Origin of the sequence: Saccharothrix sp. 6-C (assembly GCF_016695385.1) — a bacterium.
In the GTDB taxonomy this organism is placed as follows: Bacteria; Actinomycetota; Actinomycetes; order Mycobacteriales; family Pseudonocardiaceae; genus Actinosynnema; species Actinosynnema texasense.
Window position 1 is genome coordinate 7,049,161 of the sequence record NZ_CP064192.1, and the last position, 19,460, is coordinate 7,068,620.

Here is a 19,460-nt window from a genome sequence, read left to right on the forward strand (position 1 = left end):
GGGTGGATCATGGAGAGGACAGGCGTCGTGGTCGTCGGGGGCGGCCCGGCCGGCATGGTGGCCGGGTTGGTGCTGGCCAGGGCCGGTGTCGAGGTGACGGTGCTGGAGAAGCACGGCGACTTCCTGCGCGACTTCCGCGGCGACACGGTGCACGCGTCGACGCTGACGCTGCTGGACGAACTGGGCCTGGGCCCGTCGTTCGCGGCGGTGCCGCACCAGCTCGTGGACCGGATGCAGGTGCTGCTGGACGCGGGCCCGCAGACGATGGCCGACCTGCGCAGGCTGCCCGGCGCGCACAAGCACATCGCGTTCGTGCCGCAGTGGGACTTCCTCGACCTGCTGGCCGACGCGGGCAGGCGCGAGCCGTCGTTCGCCCTGCGGATGAACACCGAGTTCACCGGCCTGCTCGAGAAGGGCGGCAAGGTGACGGGCGTGCGCTACCGCACGGCGTCGGGCGAGACCGGCGAGCTGGCCGCGGACCTGGTCATCGCGGCCGACGGCCGCGCTTCGCTGGTGCGCGAGCAGCTCCGGCTGCCGGTGCGCTCGTTCGGCGCGCCGATGGACGTGTGGTGGTTCCGGCTGCCGCGCGAGGAGGGCGAGCTGAGCGGCGCCACCGGCCGGTTCGGCCGGAGCGACGGACTGGTGCTGATCAACCGGGGCGACTACTTCCAGTGCGCGTACCTGATCCGCAAGGGCACCGACGAGCTGCTGCGGTCCGAGGGGGTCGCCGCGTTCCGGCGGCGGATGGCGAAGCTCGTGCCGTGGCTGGAGGAGCGGCTGGAGACCCTCGACTCGCTCGACGACGTGAAGCTGCTCGACGTGAAGCTCGACCGGTTGCGGCGCTGGCACGCCGACGGCGCGCTGTGCATCGGTGACGCGGCGCACGCCATGTCGCCCATCGGCGGTGTCGGCATCAACCTGGCCGTGCAGGACGCGGTGGCCGCCGCGACGCTCGTGGCCGGTCCGCTGCGCCGGGGCGAGCTGGACCAGAAGGTGCTGGCCAAGGTGCGGCGCAGGCGGTGGCTGCCGACCGCGGTGACGCAGGCGATCCAGCGGCGGATCCAGGACTCGTTCCTCAAGCCGACGCTGGCGGGCACGTCGAGCGCGGCGCAGGGCCGGGTGCCGCGGCCGATCCGGCTGATGCAGCGGTTCCCGCGGCTCCAGGTCGTGCCCGCCTACCTGGTGGCGATCGGGCTGAGGCCCGAGCACGCGCCGCGGTTCGCGCGGCGCGCGCCCGAGCGCATCGAGCGGAGCTGACGCCTCAGCGGTTGGTGACGGTGTTCGTCAGCGTGCCCAGGCCCTCGACGGTCACCGAGACGCTCTGCCCGGCGGTCAGCGGGCCGACGCCGGCGGGGGTGCCGGTGAGGATCACGTCCAGCGGTCGCAGGGTCATCACCGACGAGATGTACTCGATGAGCGCGGGGATGTCGTGCACCAGCATCGAGGTGCGCGAGTCCTGCTTGACCACGCCGTCCACCTCGGTGCGGATGGCCACGTCGGACGGGTCGAAGTCGGTCTCGACCCACGGCCCCAGCGGGCAGAACGTGTCGAAGCCCTTGGCCCGCGTCCACTGGCCGTCGGCCTTCTGCAGGTCGCGCGCGGTGACGTCGTTGGCGATCGTGTAGCCGAGGATCGACTGGCGGGCGCGCGAGGCGGGGATGTCCCGGCCGCCGACGCCGACGACCACGGCCAGCTCGCCCTCGAAGTCGACCCGCTCGGACACCGCGGGCAGCTTGATGTCCGCGTTCGGCCCGATCACCGCGGTGTTGGGCTTGAGGAACATCAGCGGGCTGTCCGGCACCTCGTTGCCCAGCTCGGCGGCGTGCTCGGCGTAGTTGCGGCCGATGGCCACGATCTTGGGCGGCAGGAACGGCGCCAGCAGTCGGACGTCGGCCAGCGGCCAGCGTCGACCGGTGAACGTCGGGTTGGCGAAGGGGTCGTCGGCGATCTCGACGGCGGTGAGGTCGTCGCCGTCGCCTTCGATCGCGGCGAAGGCCAGGCCGTCGGGTTGGGCGATACGGGCAATGCGCACCAGATCACCCTAACCGGCGGCTGGAAACCGCACCGCGCGTGCCTAGCGTCGGAGGGATGCGAACCCTGCTGCTCGTCCTGACCCTGCTCGTCGCCGCGGCCGCGCCCGCCGCGGCGGCCACCGCCGCGCTGCCGACCCCGCTGGAGGCCGGCACCGCCCTCTACCCGGCCAACGGCGCGCGCTGCGCCAACGGCTTCAACGTCCGCGGCCACCTGCTCGTGTCGCCGTCCTGCGGGACGGTCGGCACCACCGTCCGCGGCCCCGGCATGGTGGACATAGGCCCGATCGTCGCGGTCCGGACGACCTACGCGGTCGTCCGGATCACCAACACCGCGGCCTGGGTCCAGCGGCCCACCATCGCCGGTCGGTCCGGCACCATCACCGGCTCGGCGGAGACGCCCGTCGGCGGCCAGGTCTGCGCGGCGGGCCGCACCACCGGGTTGCGGTGCGGCGCCGTGCAGGCCAAGAACGTGACCGTCAACTACCCGGAGGGGGTCGTCTACGGGTTGACGCGGACGACGGTGTGCACCGAGCCCGGTGACCAGTGGGCCCCGGTGTTCACCGGCTCGCAGGCCCAGGGGCACTCGCTCGGCGGCAGCGGCAACTGCTCGGTCGGCGGCTCGTCCTTCTTCTACCCGCTCAACCGCATCCTGGCCGAGAACGGGTTCACGCTGGTGACGGGCTGACCCGCAGCGCCTTGTGCACGAGCGCGTCGCACAGGGCGAGCCAACTGGCCTCGACGATGTTGCCGTGCACGCCCACGGTGGTCCACTCGCGCTCGCCGTCGGAGGTCTCCACCAGGACGCGGGTGACGGCGTCGGTGCCGTGCTCGGCCGAGTTGTGGGAACCGGGGAGGATGCGCACCTTGTAGTCGTTCAGCTCCACCACGTCCAACCACGACAGGTGGGGCAGCAGCGCCTTGCGCAACGCCGCGTCCAGCGCGTGCACCGGGCCGTTGCCCTCGGCGGTGGCGATGACGCGCTCGCCCGCCACGTGCACCTTGACCGTGGCCTCGGACACGATCGAGCCGTCCTGGTGGTGGTCGAGCACGACGCGGTACGACTCGAGCGTGAACGGCGGCGCGTCCAGGTCGGACATCTCCGCCTTGAGGAGCAGTTCCAGGGAGGCGTCGGCGGCCTCGAACGACCAGCCGCCCGCCTCCAGCTCCTTGACCTTGCGCACCACGTTGGTGAGCGCGTCGGGCCGGCGGGTCAGGTCGATCCCGAACTCACGTCCCTTGAGCTCGAGACTGGCCCGACCCGCCATCTCGGTGACCAGCACCCGCATGTCGTTGCCGACGGTGTCCGGATCGATGTGGTTGTACAGCTCCGGGTCCACCTTGATCGCGCTCGCGTGCAGCCCCGCCTTGTGGGCGAAGGCCGACGACCCGACGTAGGCCTGGTGGGTGTCGGGCGCGATGTTCGCGATCTCGGCCAACGCGTGGGAGACCCGGGTGAGCTCGGCCAGCGACTCGTGCGGTAGCACCTGCAGGCCCAGCTTGGTCACGAGGTTCCCGACGACGGCGAACAGGTCCGCGTTGCCCGCCCGCTCGCCGTAGCCGTTGGCGGTGCACTGGACGTGGGTCGCCCCCGCCTGCACCGCGGCGATGGTGTTGGCCACCGCGCAGGACGTGTCGTCCTGGCAGTGGATGCCGACCCGGAAGCCCGTGCGGGCGACCACGTCGGCGACGGTCTCGGCCAGGCCCAGGGGCAGTTGGCCGCCGTTGGTGTCGCACAGCACGACGACGTCCGCGCCACCCTCCACTGCGGACTCCAGCACCCGCAGCGAAGTGTCGGGGTCGTGGGCGAAGCCGTCGAAGAAGTGCTCGGCGTCGAGGAAGACCCGGCGGCCCTCGTCGACCAGGAAGGCCACGGTGTCGCGGACCATCGCGCAGTTCTCCGCCACGTCGGTGCGCAGGGCCTTCTCGATGTGCCTGCGGTCGGACTTGGCGACCAGCGTCACGACCGGCGTCCGGGCCTCCAGCAGCGCCCTGACCTGCGCGTCCTCCTCGACCTTGACGCCCGCCTTGCGGGTGGAGCCGAACGCGACGAGCTGCGCGTGCTTGAGCGTCAGCTCCCCCGCCGCGGCCCTGGCGAAGAACTCCGTGTCCTTCGGCATGGCGCCCGGCCAGCCACCCTCGATGAAGCCGACGCCGAGCGAGTCGAGCAGGCGGGCGACGGCCAGCTTGTCGTTGACCGAGTAGGAGATGCCCTCGCGCTGGGCACCGTCCCGCAAGGTCGTGTCGAAGACGTGGAATGAATCGCCGAGGGGGGTCACGAGAGGGCTCCTGGGGGTCTGGAGAAAACAAAAAGACCCCCCGCAGGATGCGAGAGGTCGGCGCGTCGGGTGCTTCGAGGGAGCACTACCCGACGCGCTGGGAAATAATGGTCGCGGTGTGGAGAGCCACGTCGCCGATGGTGCCACAACCCGTCCGCGGATACCAAGCCACGGACGGGTCGTCCCACATCATGGGTGGTAGCTATCGACCAGGAACCTGGCGAACGCCTCGATCGCGGCGGGGTTGCGAGGGCTCTCCACCAGGGCCGCGTACGGCAGCACGAAGAAGCGCCCGGCCTTGATGGCGGGCACGTCGGCCAGCGGCGGGTAGGACGCCAGGAACGCCCGCTTCTCGTCCGGTGTGGTCGCCTCGCCGTCGGCGTAGTCGTTGATCAGGACGACGTCCGGCGCGCGGTCCACGACGGCCTCCCAGCCGACCGTGGTCCAGCTGTCGTCGAGGTCGCCGAAGATGTTGTCGCCGCCCGCCTTGCCGATGATGTCGTGCGGCGCGGCGTTGCGGCCCGACGTGAACGGCTGGTCGAGGCCGCTGTCGTAGAGGAACACCTTCGGCCGGCGCCCCTCGACCAGCGCCTCGGCGTCCTGCACCTGCTTGCGGTAGCCCGCGATGAGGGCCTCGGCCTTCTCCTGCACCCCGAAGACGCGGCCGAGGTTGCGCAGGTCGGTGTAGAGGGCGTCCAGCGGCGGCATGATGCCGCGCTGCTTGCCGACGCCGTTGCGGCACGCCTCGGTGAGCTGGTAGGTGGCGATGCCGAGGTCGTCGAGGGCGTCCGGCGTGAAGCCGGTGGCCTCGGAGAAGCCGTAGTTCCAGCCCGCGAAGACGAAGTCCGCCCCGGCGCCCTGGACCAGCTCCTTGGTGATCTGCTCGCCGAGGTTCGGCACGCGGTCGAAGTCCGCTTTCCACGGCGACGAGGCGACGTCGCGCGCCTGGCCGCCGCCGATCACGTAACCGGCCATCCGGTCGCCGAGGCCGAGGGCGAACATGAGCTCGGCGATGCCGGTGTCGTTGGTGACCACCCGGGACGGTCTGGCGTACGAGACCTCCTGGCCGCAGTTGGTGACGGTGACCGCGTCGGTGGCGGCGGTCGGCGTGATCTGCGCGCCGCAACCCGTCGTGAGGAGGAGGGCGAGGGCGACGAACTTCTTCACTTCGGTGGGCTCCTAGTGCTCGAACAGCAGCTGCGGCGCGCCGCTGGTGGGGTGGCGGACGACGTGCGCGCGGACGTGGAAGACCTCGCGCAGCACTTCGGGGGTGAGCACTTCGTCCGGTTTGCCGCTGCGCACCACCCGGCCGCGGTCGAGCACGTGCAGGCGGTCGCAGTAGGCGGCGGCGAGGTTGAGGTCGTGCAGGACCGCGAGGACGGTCACGTCCAGGCTCCGGACCAGCGAGAGGACCGCGAGCTGGTGGCTGATGTCGAGGTGGTTGGTGGGTTCGTCCAGGACCAGCACCTGCGGCTCCTGGGCGAGGGCGCGGGCGATGAGCACGCGCTGGCGCTCGCCGCCGGAGAGGCTGAGGAAACCCCGGTGGGCGAGGTGCGAGGCGTCCACCCGGGACAGTGCCCCGGCCACCACCTCGTCGTCGCGGTCGGGGGTGGAGCGGTGCGGGAGGCGGCCCATCGCGACGACCTCGGTGACCGTGAAGTCGAACTCGACGCGGCTGTCCTGGGTGAGCGCGGCGAGGTGTCCGGCGGTGTCGCGGACCTTCATCGCGGCGATGTCCCGGCCGCCGAGGCGGACCACTCCCCCGGACGGCGCGAGCGCCCGGTACACGCAGCGCAACGTGGTGGACTTGCCGCTGCCGTTGGGCCCGACGATGCCGTGCACCTCGTGCGCCGGCGCGTGCAGGTCGACGCCGTGGAGGATGTCGGTGACGGCGAGGTTCTCCAGCCGGACGTCCATCAGCGACCGCCGAAGACGTAGCCGCGGCGGCGCATCAGCAGGATGAAGCACGGCACGCCCAGCGCGGCCGTGATGACGCCGAGCGGCAGCTCCTCGGGCGCGGCCAGCAGCCGTGCGGCGACGTCCACCCAGATGAGGAAGCACGCGCCCGCCGGCGGCGCGACGGCGAGCACCTTGCGGTGGTCCGCGCCGACCGTGAGGCGGACCAGGTGCGGCAGCATGAGGCCCACGAACCCGACCGCGCCGCTGACCGCGACCAGCACACCGGTCATGGCGGCCGTGACGCCGAACAGCGCCTTGCGGGTGCGGGAGACGTCGATGCCGAGGGTGGTGGCGGTCTCGTCGCCCATGGACAGGGCGTTGAGGTGCTTGGCGCGGGTCCGCAGGTAGGCGACGCCGGCCAGCACGACCGCGGCGGCGACCGGCAGCGAGCCCCACGTGACGCCGCCGAGGCTGCCGAGCAGCCAGAACATCGCGGCGCGGGCGGCCTCGCCGCGGGGCGACTGGAAGACCAGCAGCATGGCGACGGCCGAGAAGCCGTAGGCCAGGGCGGTGCCGGTGAGCACCAGGCGCAGCGGGGCGAGGTCGCGGCCGGCGACCACGTAGACCAGGGCCATCGCGGCGAGCGCGGCGAGGAACGCGGCCGTGGACAGGGCGTAGACGCCGAGCGAGGCGAACAGGCCCGTGGTCACGACGGCGGTGGCGCCGACGCTCGCGCCGGAGGAGATGCCCAGCACGTACGGGTCGGCCAGGGCGTTGCGGACCATGGCCTGGATGGCGACGCCGACCACGGACAGGCCCGCGCCGACGACGGCGGCGAGCAGGACGCGGGGCAGCCGGATGTCCCACACGATCCGGTAGGGGCCCGCTTCGGCGGCGTCGATCGTGCCGCCGGTGAGCGCGGCGCCGAGGAAGCGGAGGACGTCGCCGAACGGGACGTTCACCGGGCCGAGCGCGACGCCGGCGACGACCGAGGCGGCGAGGACGGCGGTGAGGACGAGGCACAGGCCCGTGGTGGGCGGGCGGCGCGGCGTCGACTGCGGGGTGCGCGGTGTCGGCGGCGGGGTGCGGTCGGCCGTGCCCCGGTTGCTGGTGGAGGTCACCGGTCGCCTTTCGGACGGGTGGCCCAGACCGGCCACCCGCACCCGCTCGCGGCAGGCCGGCGCACCCGTCCCGCAGACCACGGCAGGAGTTGGAGCTTCTTCCCACCGCCCACGGGTGATCGGGCTCGCCGAGCCTGGTGCAGCACTCGGCCTACCGTTGCGGGTCAGCGCCGGAATTCGACCGGACTTCCCCCACGGGCGGCACCGGCGACCATACGGCCCGTCACGCGGTCAGGGCCACCACGACGTCGCCGTGGTGGCCCTGATCACGTGTGCCGAGCGGTCAACTCGGGTGTTCCGAACGCAGGACACGCGTGTTCCGGACGTAGGACACGCGCGCCCCGGAGGTGGGGCTCCCGCCGGTCAGCCCGTCCTCACGTTCGAGGAGACCAGGGCGGCCAGGCGGTCGCCCACCGCGTAGGTGGCGCCCGGCGACGAGTGGTCGCGAGTCGCCAGGTCGAAGGCCACGGAGGCCTCGATCCGCCGAGCGGCTTCCGACTCGCCCAGGTGGTCGAGCATCAGCGCCACCGACAGCACCGCGGCCGTCGGGTCGGCGATGCCCTGCCCGGCGATGTCCGGCGCGCTGCCGTGCACCGGCTCGAACATGCTCGGGTTGCGCCTGGTCACGTCGAGGTTGCCCGACGCCGCCAGCCCGATGCCGCCGGTCACGGCCGCCGCCAGGTCGGTCAGGATGTCGCCGAACAGGTTGTCCGTCACGATCACGTCGTACCGGCCCGGGTCGGTCACCAGGTGGATCGTCGCCGCGTCCACGTGCTGGTAGGCCACCGTCACGTCCGGGTGCTGCAACGACACCTCCTCCACCACGCGCGACCACAACGACCCGGCGTGCGTGAGCACGTTGGTCTTGTGCACGAGCGTGAGGTGCTTGCGCGGCCGGTTCGCGGCACGGGCGAACGCGTCGCGCACCACCCGCTCCACGCCGAACGAGGTGTTGATCGACACCTCGGTCGCGATCTCGTGCGGCGTGTCCTTGCGCAAGAGGCCGCCGTTGCCGGCGTACAGGCCCTCCGTGCCCTCGCGCACCACCACCATGTCGATCTCGGGCGGGTCGGCGATCGGGCTGCGCACGCCGGGGTAGAGCCGCGCCGGGCGCAGGTTCACGTGGTGGTCGAGCTCGAACCGGAGCCGCAGCAACAGGCCGCGTTCCAGGATTCCGCTCGGCACCGACGGGTCGCCCACGGCGCCGAGCAGGATCGCGTCGTGTTGACGGAGTTCCCCCAGCACGGACTCCGGCAGCAACTCACCTGTGGCGTGCCAGCGCGCCGCGCCGAGGTCGTAGCGGGTGATCTCAGCCGCTGGAACGACCTCACCGAGCACCTTCAGGGCCTCGGCGACGACCTCGGGCCCGATCCCGTCTCCTGGGATCACTGCGAGCCGCATCCACACACCTCCCAGGTATAAGTCCCATTGCGCGGGACTAGTTTCCTTTGCGAAAGGCTACCGGTCCGAGGCGGCGAAACCGCACTCGGAACACCCCTCCGTGGTCATATCTCCCGGACTGCGGGACACCCGAACGGTCCAGTGCACCCGTTCGGTCGTCACCCGATGCGCTTAAACGGCTCTGGCCGGCCGGGGCAACCCCCGACCGGCCAGAGCGGTGCACGTCGATCAGGCCACTGAGCGGACGGCCGGGCCGACCGTCGTCTTCGCCCGGATCTTCACCACGTCCGCCCGGTCACCCGAGGCGTTGTGGTGGTGCAGGACCAGCAGGCTGTCCGCGCCGTCGGCCGCCGCGGCGGCCGCGTCGTGGTTGACCACCAGCGCGGTGGCCGGACGCGCCTGGTAGGACAGCGCGGCGTCGCCACCGCCCTGCACCCACAGGCCCGGCTTGAGCGGGTCGAACGACAGCGCGTTCGGGATCGCGTCGACCAGGCCGTTGGACGTGCCCGGCGCGACGTAGAAGCCGGCCACGCCGACCTGGTAGCTGATCCGCGAGGTGTCCGCCGAGGCGTCGATGCCCAGCGCCGACAGCAGCACGGGCAGGACCACCACGTTCGTGTCGAACACGTTCGTGTCGACGTCGCCGAACTGGCCGTTGACGCCCTGGAGGTCGACCGTGGCGCCCGTGCTCAGGTCCACCGTGGCCGCGACCAGCAGGTCGGTGTCGGTCAGCTTGGTCGCGTACACCTCGTAGTCGAACGTGCCGTCACCGTTGGTGTCGATGTCGACGAACGGGATGGTGTTGCTGCCCAGGTTGTACCAGTTGCCCCAGGTCGAGAGGCCGAACGCGAGCAGCGCGTTCTCCGGCGTGCCCTGCGCCTTCGCCAGCGGCGCGGTCGAGGCGACGCCCACGTGCCGCAGGTCGCCGCCCTTGGCGGTGTCGTTCAGCACGCAGTTGTCGGTGACGTTGCGGCGGCACTCCGGCAGCTGCGGCGAGGACGCCTGCAGCTCCAGCACGCTCACCAGGGAGCGGTAGCCGCCCTGGTCGACGCCCCGGCCGGTCAGGTTCAGCACGCCCTGGCCCTTGCCGCCGATGCGCACGTTGTTGGCCACCGCGATGTCGGCCACCGGCTTCGGCGCGGAGTACACCGGCACCCTCAGCGCGACGGACGAACCGGACGTCGGCGTGAGCACGACCCGGCCCGACGCGTCGGCCAGGTACTGGCGCGGCACGTCGAGGTGGTTCGCCTCGATCGTCGGGTCGACGGTCTTGCGCAGCGCCGCCGGGTCGTCGATCTTCAGCGTGACGGTGACCCGGGCGATGCCGCGCGGGCTGAGCCGCACGGTGTTCGCGGACAGCTCGTAGCGCACACCCGGGATCTGGGTCAGCGCCTCGTAGCCCACGGTGTAGTCCACCCACTTGGTGGACTTGTTGACCACCTTGATGGTCTTGGTGAGGCTGACCGGCGCGGCCACCTCGACCGTGCCGAACGACGCGGACACCGCGCCCGGGTTGTCCTGCACGTAGGCGAGGACCTGGTTCTCGACCGCGGCCTTGCCGTCGACGCGGCCGGCGCCGACGCGGTTGGGCGCGTAGGTCTTGCCGTCGGCCTTCACGTCGTGGCCGGCGGTGTTCATGACCGCGGCCTTGACCTCTTCGGGCGTCCAGTCCGGGTGGACCTGGCGCACGAGCGCGGCGATGCCGGTGATGTGCGGCGCGGCCATCGACGTGCCGGAGTTGACCATCGTCTGGTTGCCCGAGCCGACCAGCGCGGAGGCGATGGTGTCACCGGGCGCGGCCACGTCCGGCTTCACGACCGGGCCGCGCACGCCACGCGAGGTGAACGAGCTCGGGGTGTCGCTGATGGACTGGTCGAACGTGGGCAGCGAGGTGCGCAGCGCGCCCGCCTGGCGGACGACGAGCGTGCCCGCCGCCAGCGCCGGGCGCAGGGCGGTGGTCGCCGAGCCGGTCAGCTGGAAGACCGGGATCGTCGCGTTGCCGGAGATGCCCGCGTTGAAGTGCTCCAGGTTCGAGGTGAACACCGCGCCGACGGCGCCGGCGGCGGTGGCGTTGTTGGTCCGGCCGACCGAGCCGCAGCGACGCGTGGCGTCGTTGTCGTCCCACTCCAGCCACACCATCTTGCCCGCGACGGCGGCCTTGTCCGCGGCTGAGAACGGCAGGCAGCCGTCCTTGTTGGCCGCGTCGCCCATCCCCACGACCGGGGCGGTGAGGTTCAGGCCCTCGTAGTTGAACGCCACGCTGTACTGGCCGGGCTTGCGGCCCGCGACGCTGCCGGGCGCGGTCACCTCGACCGCGTCGCGCAGCACGTACGAGTCGCGGGTGCTGGCCACGGTCAGCGCCTCGGGGGTGCTGCCCGGCGAGCCGCCGATGTCGTACAGGTCGCCGCCGTTGCCCGCGGAGAACACGGTCAGCACGCCGGTGGCGTTGAGCTTGCGCACGAACAGGCTGTCCGGGTCGTCCGGGGCGCCGTAGTCGGAGCCGAGCGACAGGTTGACCACGTCGAGGTGGTCGGAGAAGTCGCCGTCGCCGTCGGGGTCGAGCGCCCAGTCCAAGGCCTGCGAGGTGACGTTGGTCGAGCCCTCGCAGCCGAAGACCTTCAGCGCGTACAGCAAGCCCTTCGGCGCGGTGCCGGGACCGATCCGCATGGCGTCCAGCGCTTCGGGGGTGAGCTTGGTGTAGTCGCCCTTGAAGGTGGAGCCGTCGGCGTTGACGCCGAAGCCCGCCGCAGTGCCGGCGACGTGCGAGCCGTGGCCGTTGCAGTCGAGCGGGTTCGGGTCCGGCTTCGGGGTGTTGACCGCCGGGTCGTCGCTCTCGCCGTCGTAGGCGTTGCCGACGAAGTCGTAGCCGCCGACCACCTTGGGGGTCGGGAAGTACGAGGCGTCGACCTTGGTCTCGTCGATCGCCTGGAAGGCCTCGATGGTGCCGGGGCCCGCGAAGTCGCTGTGGGTGTAGTCGATGCCCGTGTCGATGATGCCGATGCGGGTGTCGTCGCCGAGCTTGCCGTACTCCTGCCACGCCTTGAGCGTGTTCGTCAGCTGCACGGCGGTGGAGTTCTGGCGGGACTTCGGCACCACGGTGCGCACGGACTTCACGTCCGCGCGCTGGGCCAGCTCGCGCACCTTCGCGGCGTCGGCCCGCACGACCACGCCGGGCACGCCGTTGGCGGTGCGGAACAGCTCCTTGGTGGCGGAGTCCTTGCCCTTCAAGGCGTCCACGACGACGTCGGTGACCCGACCGGTGTCGTTCTTCGTGGCCTTGGCGGCGTCCTTGGCCTGCTGCTTCGTCGCGCCCTGGCTGGTCTTCTCGGCGAACGTGTCGACGGCCGGCTTGGCCTCCAGCTCCACGAACGCGGTGACCCTGCCCTTGGCGGCCGTCAGCCGGTCGGACACCTTCAACTGCAACTTGCCCGCATCCAGACCGCGCGCGTTCGCGACGGACGGTGCCAGTGGATCTTCCGCGGCCAGTGCGGTACCGGCGGTGGCCCCGGCGACGAGTATCGCCGCCAACACCGGTACGGCAGATCTGGCGACAACGCGAGATCGGCTCACAACGTGCCCCAAGCGAGGTCGGATTCGACCGGGCAGGCAGCGTCATCTCCAGTGGGGGCACTGCCCGCGTGGTGCCGTGCCCTCTACGGCACCGGGTCAACCTCGTGCGAGGAACCTAATCGCTCGATCGAGCCGATCAGTTAGCCCGAACGAGTGATGGCAACCACAGTTTTGACAACTAACGGTGAATGTGACACCGCCGAGACCTGCGACGATATACATCGACAAGTCTCGGCGGCGTTACTCCGTTCCAGGGACTAACCGGTCACTCGAAGTTGACCGCGCGCACCGTGCGCGCACCGACGGCCGCGCCGATCGGGTCGAGCACCGCGGTGTCCACCGGGCGGTCGACGCGCAGCAGCATGAACGCGTCCGCGCCGTCCTTGGTCTGGCTGATCTGGGCGGCCTCGACGTTCACGCCCGCCTCGCCGAGCAGCGTGCCGACCGCGCCCATCACGCCCGGCCGGTCCGGGTACTCCAGCAGCAGCACGTTGCCCTCGGCGCGCAGGTCGAAGCCGCGGTCGTTGATGCCGACCAGCTTCTCCACCTGGTCCAGGCCCGTGAGCGTGCCCGACACCGTGATGACCGCGCCGTCCGCCTGCACCGCGCGCACCGTGACCAGGCTGCGGTGGTTGGCGCTCTCCGGCTCCTTGACCAGGTCGACGCTCACGCCCAGCGAGGTGGCCAGCGCCGGCGCGTTGACGAAGGTGACCTGCTCCTCGACCACGCTGGAGAACACGCCGCGCAGCGCGGCCAGCGGCAGCACCGCCACGTCCTCGTTGGACAGCTCGCCGCGCACCTCGACGGTGACGCTCGTCGGGGCCTTCGCGCTCAGCGCCGCGACCACCGTGCCGAGCTTCTGCACCAGCGGTAGGTACGGGCGGACCTCCTCGCCGACCACGCCGCCGCCCTGCACGTTCACCGCGTCCGGCACGAAGTCGCCGGCCAGCGCCAGCAGCACCGACTTGGCCACGTCCGTGCCCGCCCGGTCCTGCGCCTCCGTGGTGGACGCGCCCAGGTGCGGGGTGACGACGACGTTCGGCAGGCCGAACAGCGGGCTCTCGGTGGTGGGCTCGGTGGAGAACACGTCGATGCCCGCGCCGCCGACCTGGCCCTCCTTCACGGCCTCGGCCAGCGCCTCCTCGTCGATCAGACCGCCGCGGGCCGCGTTGACGATGATCACGCCGCGCTTGGCCTTGGCCAGCTGCTCGGCGCCGATCAGGCCCTTGGTCTCCGGGGTCTTCGGCAGGTGGATGGAGATGAAGTCGGCGCGCTCCAGCAGCTCCTCCAGCGTCACCAGCTCGATGCCGAGCTGCGCGGCGCGGGCGGCGCTGACGTACGGGTCGTAGGCGATGAGCTCGGTGCCGAAGGCCGCGATGCGCGCGGCGAACAGCTGGCCGATCTTGCCCAGGCCCACCACGCCGACGGTCTTGCCCTGCACCTCGACGCCGTTGAACTTGCTGCGCTTCCACTCGTGCTCCTGCAGCGTGGCGTGCGCGGCCGGGATCTGGCGCGCGGTGGCGAGCAGCAGGGCGACCGCGTGCTCGGCGGCGCTGACGATGTTCGAGGTGGGCGCGTTGACCACCATGACGCCGCGCTCGGTGGCGGCGGGCACCTCGACGTTGTCGAGCCCCACGCCCGCGCGGGCGACGACCTTCAGCTTGGTGGTGGCCTTGAAGACCTCGGCGTTCACCTTCGTGGCGGAACGGACCAGGAGTGCGTCGGCGTCGGCGACGGCTTCGAGCAGCGCGGGACGGTCGGTGCCGTCGACGTGGCGCACCTCGATGCCATCACCGAAGACGTCGAGAACGGACGGTGCGAGCTTCTCGGCGATGAGCACAACGGGCTTGGTCACGGACGTCGCTCCCGGAGGTGTGAACGGGTGGGGAGCGCGGGGCCGTCGAGCAGGTCGTCACCCGCGCCGGCCGGCCACGGCAATGTGTCCGGGTTGTTAACGAGCATAGTCAGCGCCCGACCGGTGGTGGACACCCGGGTGCCCCGTTTCACCTGCTGGAACACGGTACGCACGTCCTACTTGGACCACCGCGCCGAGCCGAACGTTCAACTCGGGGTGCGCGAACGTAGGACACGGCCGTTCCGGACGTAGGACACGCGCGGTGTGGAGGTCGGACTCTCGCGCGTACCGGCGTTCGGGTCGCGCGCGTCGTGCGTTCGGGCGGGTCACCAGGGTTCGTCGAACTCGCCGTCCTTGACGCCGAGGATGAAGGCCTCCCACTCGGCGGGGGTGAACACCAGCACCGGGCCGTCGGGGTGCGCGGAGTTGCGCATCGCCGTGTAGGTCACGCCGTCGGTGTGCTCGACGAACGCGATCTCGACGTGCTCCTCCTCGTCCTCCGCGCCCTCGTCGCTGCGGATCCACTCGGCCGCGCCGAGGTCGAGGTTGCCCCGGACGTGGGCCTTGTCGTCGTAGATGGGCGCGCTGTCGGTCATGGGCCCTAGGTATACCGGGGCCCGCGGTCGAAACCGCGGGCCCCGGTGAAAAAACCGCTGATCTTACGCCGTTTCGGTGATGGGGCGGTCGACCCAGGACATGAGGCCCCGCAGCTTCTTGCCGACCTCCTCGATCGGGTGCTGCTCGCCCTCCTGCTGCAACTTCTTGTAGTTGCCGCGGCCGGCGTCGTCCTCGTTCACCCACTCGGTGGCGAAGGTGCCGTCCTGGATCTCGCCCAGGATCTTGCGCATCTCCTCCTTGACCCCCGGCGTGATGACGCGCGGGCCGCGGGTGAGGTCGCCGAACTCGGCGGTGTCGGAGATCGAGTACCGCATGCGGGCGATGCCGCCCTCGTACATGAGGTCCACGATGAGCTTCAGCTCGTGCAGGCACTCGAAGTAGGCGACCTCGGGCGCGTAGCCGGCCTCGGTCAGCACCTCGAAACCGGTCTGCACCAGCGCCGACGCGCCACCGCAGAGCACCGCCTGCTCACCGAACAGGTCGGTCTCGGTCTCCTCCTTGAACGTGGTCTTGATGACGCCCGCGCGCGTGCCGCCGATGCCCTTGGCGTAGGACAGCGCCAGCGCCTGCGCGGTGCCGGAGGCGTCCTGCTCGACCGCGATCAGCGCGGGCACGCCCTTGCCGTCCACGAACTGGCGGCGCACCAGGTGGCCGGGGCCCTTCGGGGCGACCATGGCGACATCCACATTGGACGGCACGGTGATCAGGCCGTAGCGGATGTTGAAGCCGTGGCCGAAGAAGACCGCGTCGCCGTCCTTGAGGTTCGGCGCGATGTCGTTGGCGTAGATGTGCCGCTGCGCGGTGTCCGGCGCCAGGATCATGATCAGGTCGGCCTCGGCGGAGACCTCGGCGGGGGTGCCGACCGGCAGGCCCTCCTCCTCGGCCTTGGCGCGGGACTTGGAGCCCTCGGGCAGGCCGATCCGGACGTCGACGCCCGAGTCGCGCAGGCTCAGCGCGTGCGCGTGGCCCTGGCTGCCGTAGCCGATGACCGCGACCTTGCGCCCCTGGATGATGCTCAGGTCGGCATCGTCGTCGTAGAAGATCTCGACGCTCACTGGTGGTACTTCCTTCCTCGGAACTGGAAAATCAGCGCACCGCGGTCGCGGTGATGGAGCGGGCGCCACGGCCGATGGCGACCATGCCGGACTGGACGATCTCGCGGAGCCCGTAGGGCTCCAGCATCCGCAGCAGCGCGTCGAGCTTCTCAGACGTGCCGGTGGCCTCGACGGTGACCGCCTCCGGGGAGACGTCGACGACCTTCGCGCGGAAGAGCTGCACCGTCTCCAGGACCTGGCTGCGCACCGTCGCGTCGGCGCGCACCTTGACGAGCAGGAGCTGCCGCTGGACGGACGCGGCGGACTCCAGCTCCACGATCTTGATGACGTTGACGAGCTTGTTGAGCTGCTTGGTGACCTGCTCCAGCGGCAGCTCGTCGACCGACACCACGATGGTCATCCGGGAGATGTCCGGGTGCTCGGTGCGGCCGACGGCCAACGACTCGATGTTGAAGCCGCGCCGCGAGAACAGCCCCGCCACACGGGCGAGGACACCGGGCTTGTCCTCGACCAGAACGCTCAGGGTGTGCCTAGTCATCACGGGTCACTCGTCCTCGTCGAACAGCGGGCGGATGCCACGCGCGGCCATGATCTCGCTGTTGCCGGTGCCGGCCGCCACCATGGGCCACACCTGGGCGTCCTTGCCGACCACGAAGTCGATGACGACCGGCCGGTCGTTGATCTCCATGGCCTGCTGGACGACCGCGTCGACCTGCTCGCGCGACTCGGCGCGCAGGCCCGCGCAGCCGTAGGCCTCGGCGAGCAGCTTGAAGTCGGGGATGCGGTGCTTGTGCGTGCCCAGGTCGGTGCTGGAGTAGCGCTCGCCGTAGAACAGCGTCTGCCACTGGCGGACCATGCCCAGGTTGCCGTTGTTGATGACCGCGACCTTGATCGGCAGGCCCTCGATGGCGCAGGTGGCCAGCTCCTGGTTGGTCATCTGGAAGCAGCCGTCGCCGTCGATCGCCCACACCTGGACGTCCGGCACGCCGGCCTTCGCGCCCATCGCGGCGGGCACCGCGTAGCCCATCGTGCCGAGGCCGCCGGAGTTGATCCAGGTGCGCGGGCGCTCGTACTTCACGAACTGCGCGGCCCACATCTGGTGCTGGCCGACACCCGCGGTGAACAGGGTGTCCGGCGGGGTCAGCAGGCCGATCCGCTCGATCACGTACTGCGGGGACAGCGTGCCGTCCTCGGGCCAGTCGTAGCCCAGCGGGAACGTCTCGCGCAGCGCGTTGAGCTGCTCCCACCAGGGCGCCAGGTCGACCGGGCGGGTCGCGTTCTCCTTCTCCGCGCGCACCGCGTCGACCAGGTCGCGGATGATCTCCTTGCAGTCGCCGACGATCGGCACGTCCGCGCGGCGGTTCTTGGAGATCTCGGCCGGGTCGATGTCGGCGTGCACGACCTGCGCGTCCGGCGCGAACGAGGCCAGCTGACCGGTGACCCGGTCGTCGAACCGCGCGCCGAGGGCGATCAGCAGGTCCGACTTCTGCATCGCGGCGACCGCGCCGACCGTGCCGTGCATGCCGGGCATGCCCATGTGCTGCGGGTGCGAGTCGGGGAACGCGCCGCGCGCCATCAGCGTGGTGACCACCGGGATGCCGGTGGACTCGGCCAGCTCGAGCAGCTCGGGCGACGCCTCGGCCTTGATCACGCCGCCGCCGACGTACAGGACGGGGCGGCGGGCCGCGGCGATCAGCTTCGCGGCCTCGCGCACCTGCTTGCCGTGCGGCCGGGTCGTCGGCCGGTAACCGGGCAGGCGCAGCTCCGGCGGCCAGGAGAACGAGGTCATCTCCTGGAGCACGTCCTTGGGGATGTCCACCAGGACGGGGCCGGGTCGGCCGGTGGAGGCCAGGTGGAACGCCTCGGCGACGGCGCGCGGGATGTCCGCGGCGTCGGTGACGAGGAAGTTGTGCTTGGTGATCGGCATCGTGATGCCGCAGATGTCGGCTTCCTGGAACGCGTCGGTGCCGATCAGGGGGCGGGACTGCTGGCCGGTGATGGCGACCACCGGGACGGAGTCCATGTTGGCGTCGGCGAGGGGCGTGACGAGGTTCGTCGCGCCCGGCCCCGAGGTCGCCATGCAGACGCCGACCTTGCCGGTGGCCTGGGCGTACCCGGTCGCGGCGTGACCCGCGCCCTGCTCGTGGCGGACCAGGATGTGCCGCACCTTGGTCGAGTCGAGGAGCGGGTCGTAGGCAGGCAGGATCGTGCCGCCGGGAATGCCGAAGACCACTTCGCAGCCCACTGCCTCCAGCGAGCGGACGAGGGACTGGGCACCGGTCACGCGGATGGGAGCGCCGCTCGGCGGGGCCGGTTTCGGCCGCGGTCCAGGGCGGGGCGACGACTCTCCGGGAGCCGGTCGCGAGGTTGCGCTGGTCATCTGTCTGCCTCGTGGGTAAGGAGAATGCACGGTCCGGGCACGAAAAAACCCTCGCCAACCCGAACGGGTCGTACGAGGGTCGCGCGTCGACGCAAGCTCGAATGCCTAGGCGTCGACGCGCCTGGGAAGTACGAGAACGAGGTTGCGCTGCATGGGCCTGACGTTAACCGTCAAGCGGGTGGAGCGTCAACTGTGCGGGACGGCACTCCCGGATGGTGGAAGCCCCACGTGCGTGGACGCGGGGCGAGGTCACCCGCTCGGACGAGGAGGTGGCAGCATCTCGAACCGTGCCGAAAGCCGTGTTCCGCATCCCCACGCCCGCCCTGCTCGCCGCCGGTTCCGCGGCGATCTGCGCCACCCCCGTCGCCTGGGGCGTGCCCGGTCTCCAGGCCCTCTACCTGCTGCCGGCCGCGTTCGCCTGGTGGGTGGTGCGCAACCGGACGACCGTGGACGACGAGCGGATCGTGGCGCGCGGCACGTTCGGCAAGCGGGTCGTGCCGTGGTCGGACGTGAAGGCGATCAAGGTGGTACCGAAGGGGTGGTTGTCGGCGGTGCTCCGCGACGACGCGCTCGTCCGGCTGCCCGCCGTCCGCGCCGCCCACCTGCCGACGTTGTCGCTGGTCAGCGGCGGGCGGGTGGCCGACCCGTCGGCCGCGGCCGAGGCCGGCGACCCCGCCGGGGCGGCCTCCGGGCCTGACCGGGACGACACGCCGCCGCCCGTAAGGTCCGAGGAGTGAGTTCGAACACGCGGACCTTCGGCCGGCTGCCGGTCGTCAGCCTGGTGCTGTCGCTGGCGGGCCTGGCGGTGTCGACCTACCTCACCGTCGCGCACTTCACCGCGGGCGCGCTGCTGTGCGCCGAGGGCGAGGTGATCGACTGCGGCACGGTGACCACCAGTGAGCAGTCGGAGCTCCTCGGCATCCCGGTCGCGGTGCTGGGGCTCGCGTTCTTCGCGTTCATGACCGTCGCGTGCCTGCCCTTCGCGTGGCGCAGCGAGGCGCTGCACTGGGCGCGGCTGGTGGCCGTCGGCGTCGGCGTGCTGTTCGTGGTGTACCTGGTGGCCGCCGAGTTCCTGCTGATCGGGAAGATCTGCCTCTGGTGCACCGCTGTGCACGTCATCACGCTCGCGCTCGCCGCCGCCCTGGTCACGGGCGCGCTGCGGCGGAGTAACCTCTGAGGCACCGCTCCCCACCTCTCGCGCCCCACACCCCCGCGCGCGTCGTACGCGAAATCGTCTGGCAAAGACTTCTGG

At 71.3% G+C, this 19,460-nt stretch carries 16 protein-coding genes; 4 read left to right on the plus strand and 12 right to left on the minus strand.

The window, feature by feature from the left end; translation table 11 throughout:
• Positions 1–9: 9 nt before the first annotated feature.
• Positions 10–1,257 (plus strand): FAD-dependent oxidoreductase, encoded by a 1,248-nt coding sequence (locus IOD16_RS30000; RefSeq protein ID WP_201437024.1) that lies wholly within the window; start codon positions 10–12, stop codon positions 1,255–1,257.
• Between the two features lie 4 nt (positions 1,258–1,261).
• On the opposite strand, the gene IOD16_RS30005 is transcribed toward IOD16_RS30000, so the two are convergent.
• Positions 1,262–2,032, minus strand: a complete 771-nt coding sequence (locus tag IOD16_RS30005; protein WP_123745886.1) for a fumarylacetoacetate hydrolase family protein — start codon at positions 2,030–2,032, stop codon at positions 1,262–1,264.
• A 56-nt stretch (positions 2,033–2,088) separates the two neighbouring features.
• Between IOD16_RS30005 and IOD16_RS30010 the strand changes: the two genes are divergently transcribed.
• Positions 2,089–2,718: a S1 family peptidase gene (locus IOD16_RS30010; RefSeq protein WP_201437026.1), complete on the plus strand. Its 630-nt coding sequence runs from the start codon at positions 2,089–2,091 to the stop codon at positions 2,716–2,718.
• On the opposite strand, the gene cimA is transcribed toward IOD16_RS30010, so the two are convergent.
• From cimA to IOD16_RS30065, 11 genes are all read right to left on the minus strand, one after another.
• Entirely contained in the window at positions 2,699–4,309 is a 1,611-nt protein-coding gene (cimA, locus tag IOD16_RS30015) for a citramalate synthase (RefSeq protein WP_201437027.1), read from the minus strand. The two genes, IOD16_RS30010 and cimA, sit on opposite strands and share 20 nt — an antisense overlap.
• A gap of 189 nt (positions 4,310–4,498) precedes the next feature.
• The gene (locus tag IOD16_RS30020) at positions 4,499–5,476 is read right to left on the minus strand and encodes an ABC transporter substrate-binding protein (RefSeq protein WP_201437029.1); all 978 of its coding nucleotides are present in this window, start codon (positions 5,474–5,476) and stop codon (positions 4,499–4,501) included.
• A 12-nt stretch (positions 5,477–5,488) separates the two neighbouring features.
• Positions 5,489–6,226 (minus strand): heme ABC transporter ATP-binding protein, encoded by a 738-nt coding sequence (locus IOD16_RS30025; RefSeq protein WP_201437031.1) that lies wholly within the window; start codon positions 6,224–6,226, stop codon positions 5,489–5,491.
• Positions 6,226–7,233 carry a FecCD family ABC transporter permease gene (locus tag IOD16_RS30030; protein WP_201441629.1) on the minus strand — a complete coding sequence of 336 codons (1,008 nt, stop codon included), beginning with the start codon at positions 7,231–7,233 and terminating at the stop codon, positions 6,226–6,228. Before IOD16_RS30030 ends, IOD16_RS30025 begins: the two co-directional genes overlap by 1 nt.
• 459 nt (positions 7,234–7,692) lie before the next feature.
• A complete protein-coding gene (locus IOD16_RS30035; RefSeq protein ID WP_123745881.1) occupies positions 7,693–8,730 on the minus strand; it encodes a 3-isopropylmalate dehydrogenase in 1,038 nt (345 codons plus the stop codon).
• A gap of 228 nt (positions 8,731–8,958) precedes the next feature.
• On the minus strand, positions 8,959–12,300 hold the full coding sequence (locus IOD16_RS30040; RefSeq protein WP_201437033.1) for a S8 family peptidase: 3,342 nt from the start codon (positions 12,298–12,300) through the stop codon (positions 8,959–8,961).
• Between the two features lie 265 nt (positions 12,301–12,565).
• Positions 12,566–14,155 carry a phosphoglycerate dehydrogenase gene (gene serA, locus IOD16_RS30045; RefSeq protein ID WP_123745879.1) on the minus strand — a complete coding sequence of 530 codons (1,590 nt, stop codon included), beginning with the start codon at positions 14,153–14,155 and terminating at the stop codon, positions 12,566–12,568.
• A 326-nt stretch (positions 14,156–14,481) separates the two neighbouring features.
• A complete protein-coding gene (locus tag IOD16_RS30050; RefSeq protein WP_123745878.1) occupies positions 14,482–14,751 on the minus strand; it encodes a DUF397 domain-containing protein in 270 nt (89 codons plus the stop codon).
• 63 nt (positions 14,752–14,814) lie between these two features.
• Entirely contained in the window at positions 14,815–15,828 is a 1,014-nt protein-coding gene (ilvC, locus tag IOD16_RS30055) for a ketol-acid reductoisomerase (RefSeq protein WP_123745877.1), read from the minus strand.
• 31 nt (positions 15,829–15,859) lie between these two features.
• On the minus strand, positions 15,860–16,366 hold the full coding sequence (gene ilvN / locus IOD16_RS30060; protein ID WP_123745876.1) for an acetolactate synthase small subunit: 507 nt from the start codon (positions 16,364–16,366) through the stop codon (positions 15,860–15,862).
• Positions 16,367–16,372: 6 nt separating this feature from the next.
• On the minus strand, positions 16,373–18,208 hold the full coding sequence (locus IOD16_RS30065) for an acetolactate synthase large subunit (RefSeq protein WP_170185236.1): 1,836 nt from the start codon (positions 18,206–18,208) through the stop codon (positions 16,373–16,375).
• 287 nt (positions 18,209–18,495) lie between these two features.
• Between IOD16_RS30065 and IOD16_RS30070 the strand changes: the two genes are divergently transcribed.
• Both IOD16_RS30070 and IOD16_RS30075 read left to right on the plus strand, forming a co-directional pair.
• On the plus strand, positions 18,496–18,945 hold the full coding sequence (locus IOD16_RS30070) for a PH domain-containing protein (protein WP_236594469.1): 450 nt from the start codon (positions 18,496–18,498) through the stop codon (positions 18,943–18,945).
• On the plus strand, positions 18,942–19,385 hold the full coding sequence (locus IOD16_RS30075; protein WP_201437037.1) for a vitamin K epoxide reductase family protein: 444 nt from the start codon (positions 18,942–18,944) through the stop codon (positions 19,383–19,385). Before IOD16_RS30070 ends, IOD16_RS30075 begins: the two co-directional genes overlap by 4 nt.
• The last annotated feature ends 75 nt before the right edge of the window (positions 19,386–19,460 follow it).

Coding starts and splice junctions, on each gene's coding strand:
- IOD16_RS30065 (WP_170185236.1), bottom strand. CDS start 18,208: ATGACCAGCGCAACCTCGCGACCGGCTCCCGGAGAGTCGTCGCCCCGC.
- ilvN (WP_123745876.1), bottom strand. CDS start 16,366: ATGACTAGGCACACCCTGAGCGTTCTGGTCGAGGACAAGCCCGGTGTC.
- IOD16_RS30035 (WP_123745881.1), bottom strand. CDS start 8,730: ATGCGGCTCGCAGTGATCCCAGGAGACGGGATCGGGCCCGAGGTCGTC.
- IOD16_RS30025 (WP_201437031.1), bottom strand. CDS start 6,226: ATGGACGTCCGGCTGGAGAACCTCGCCGTCACCGACATCCTCCACGGC.
- IOD16_RS30000 (WP_201437024.1), top strand. CDS start 10: ATGGAGAGGACAGGCGTCGTGGTCGTCGGGGGCGGCCCGGCCGGCATG.
- IOD16_RS30010 (WP_201437026.1), top strand. CDS start 2,089: ATGCGAACCCTGCTGCTCGTCCTGACCCTGCTCGTCGCCGCGGCCGCG.
- IOD16_RS30050 (WP_123745878.1), bottom strand. CDS start 14,751: ATGACCGACAGCGCGCCCATCTACGACGACAAGGCCCACGTCCGGGGC.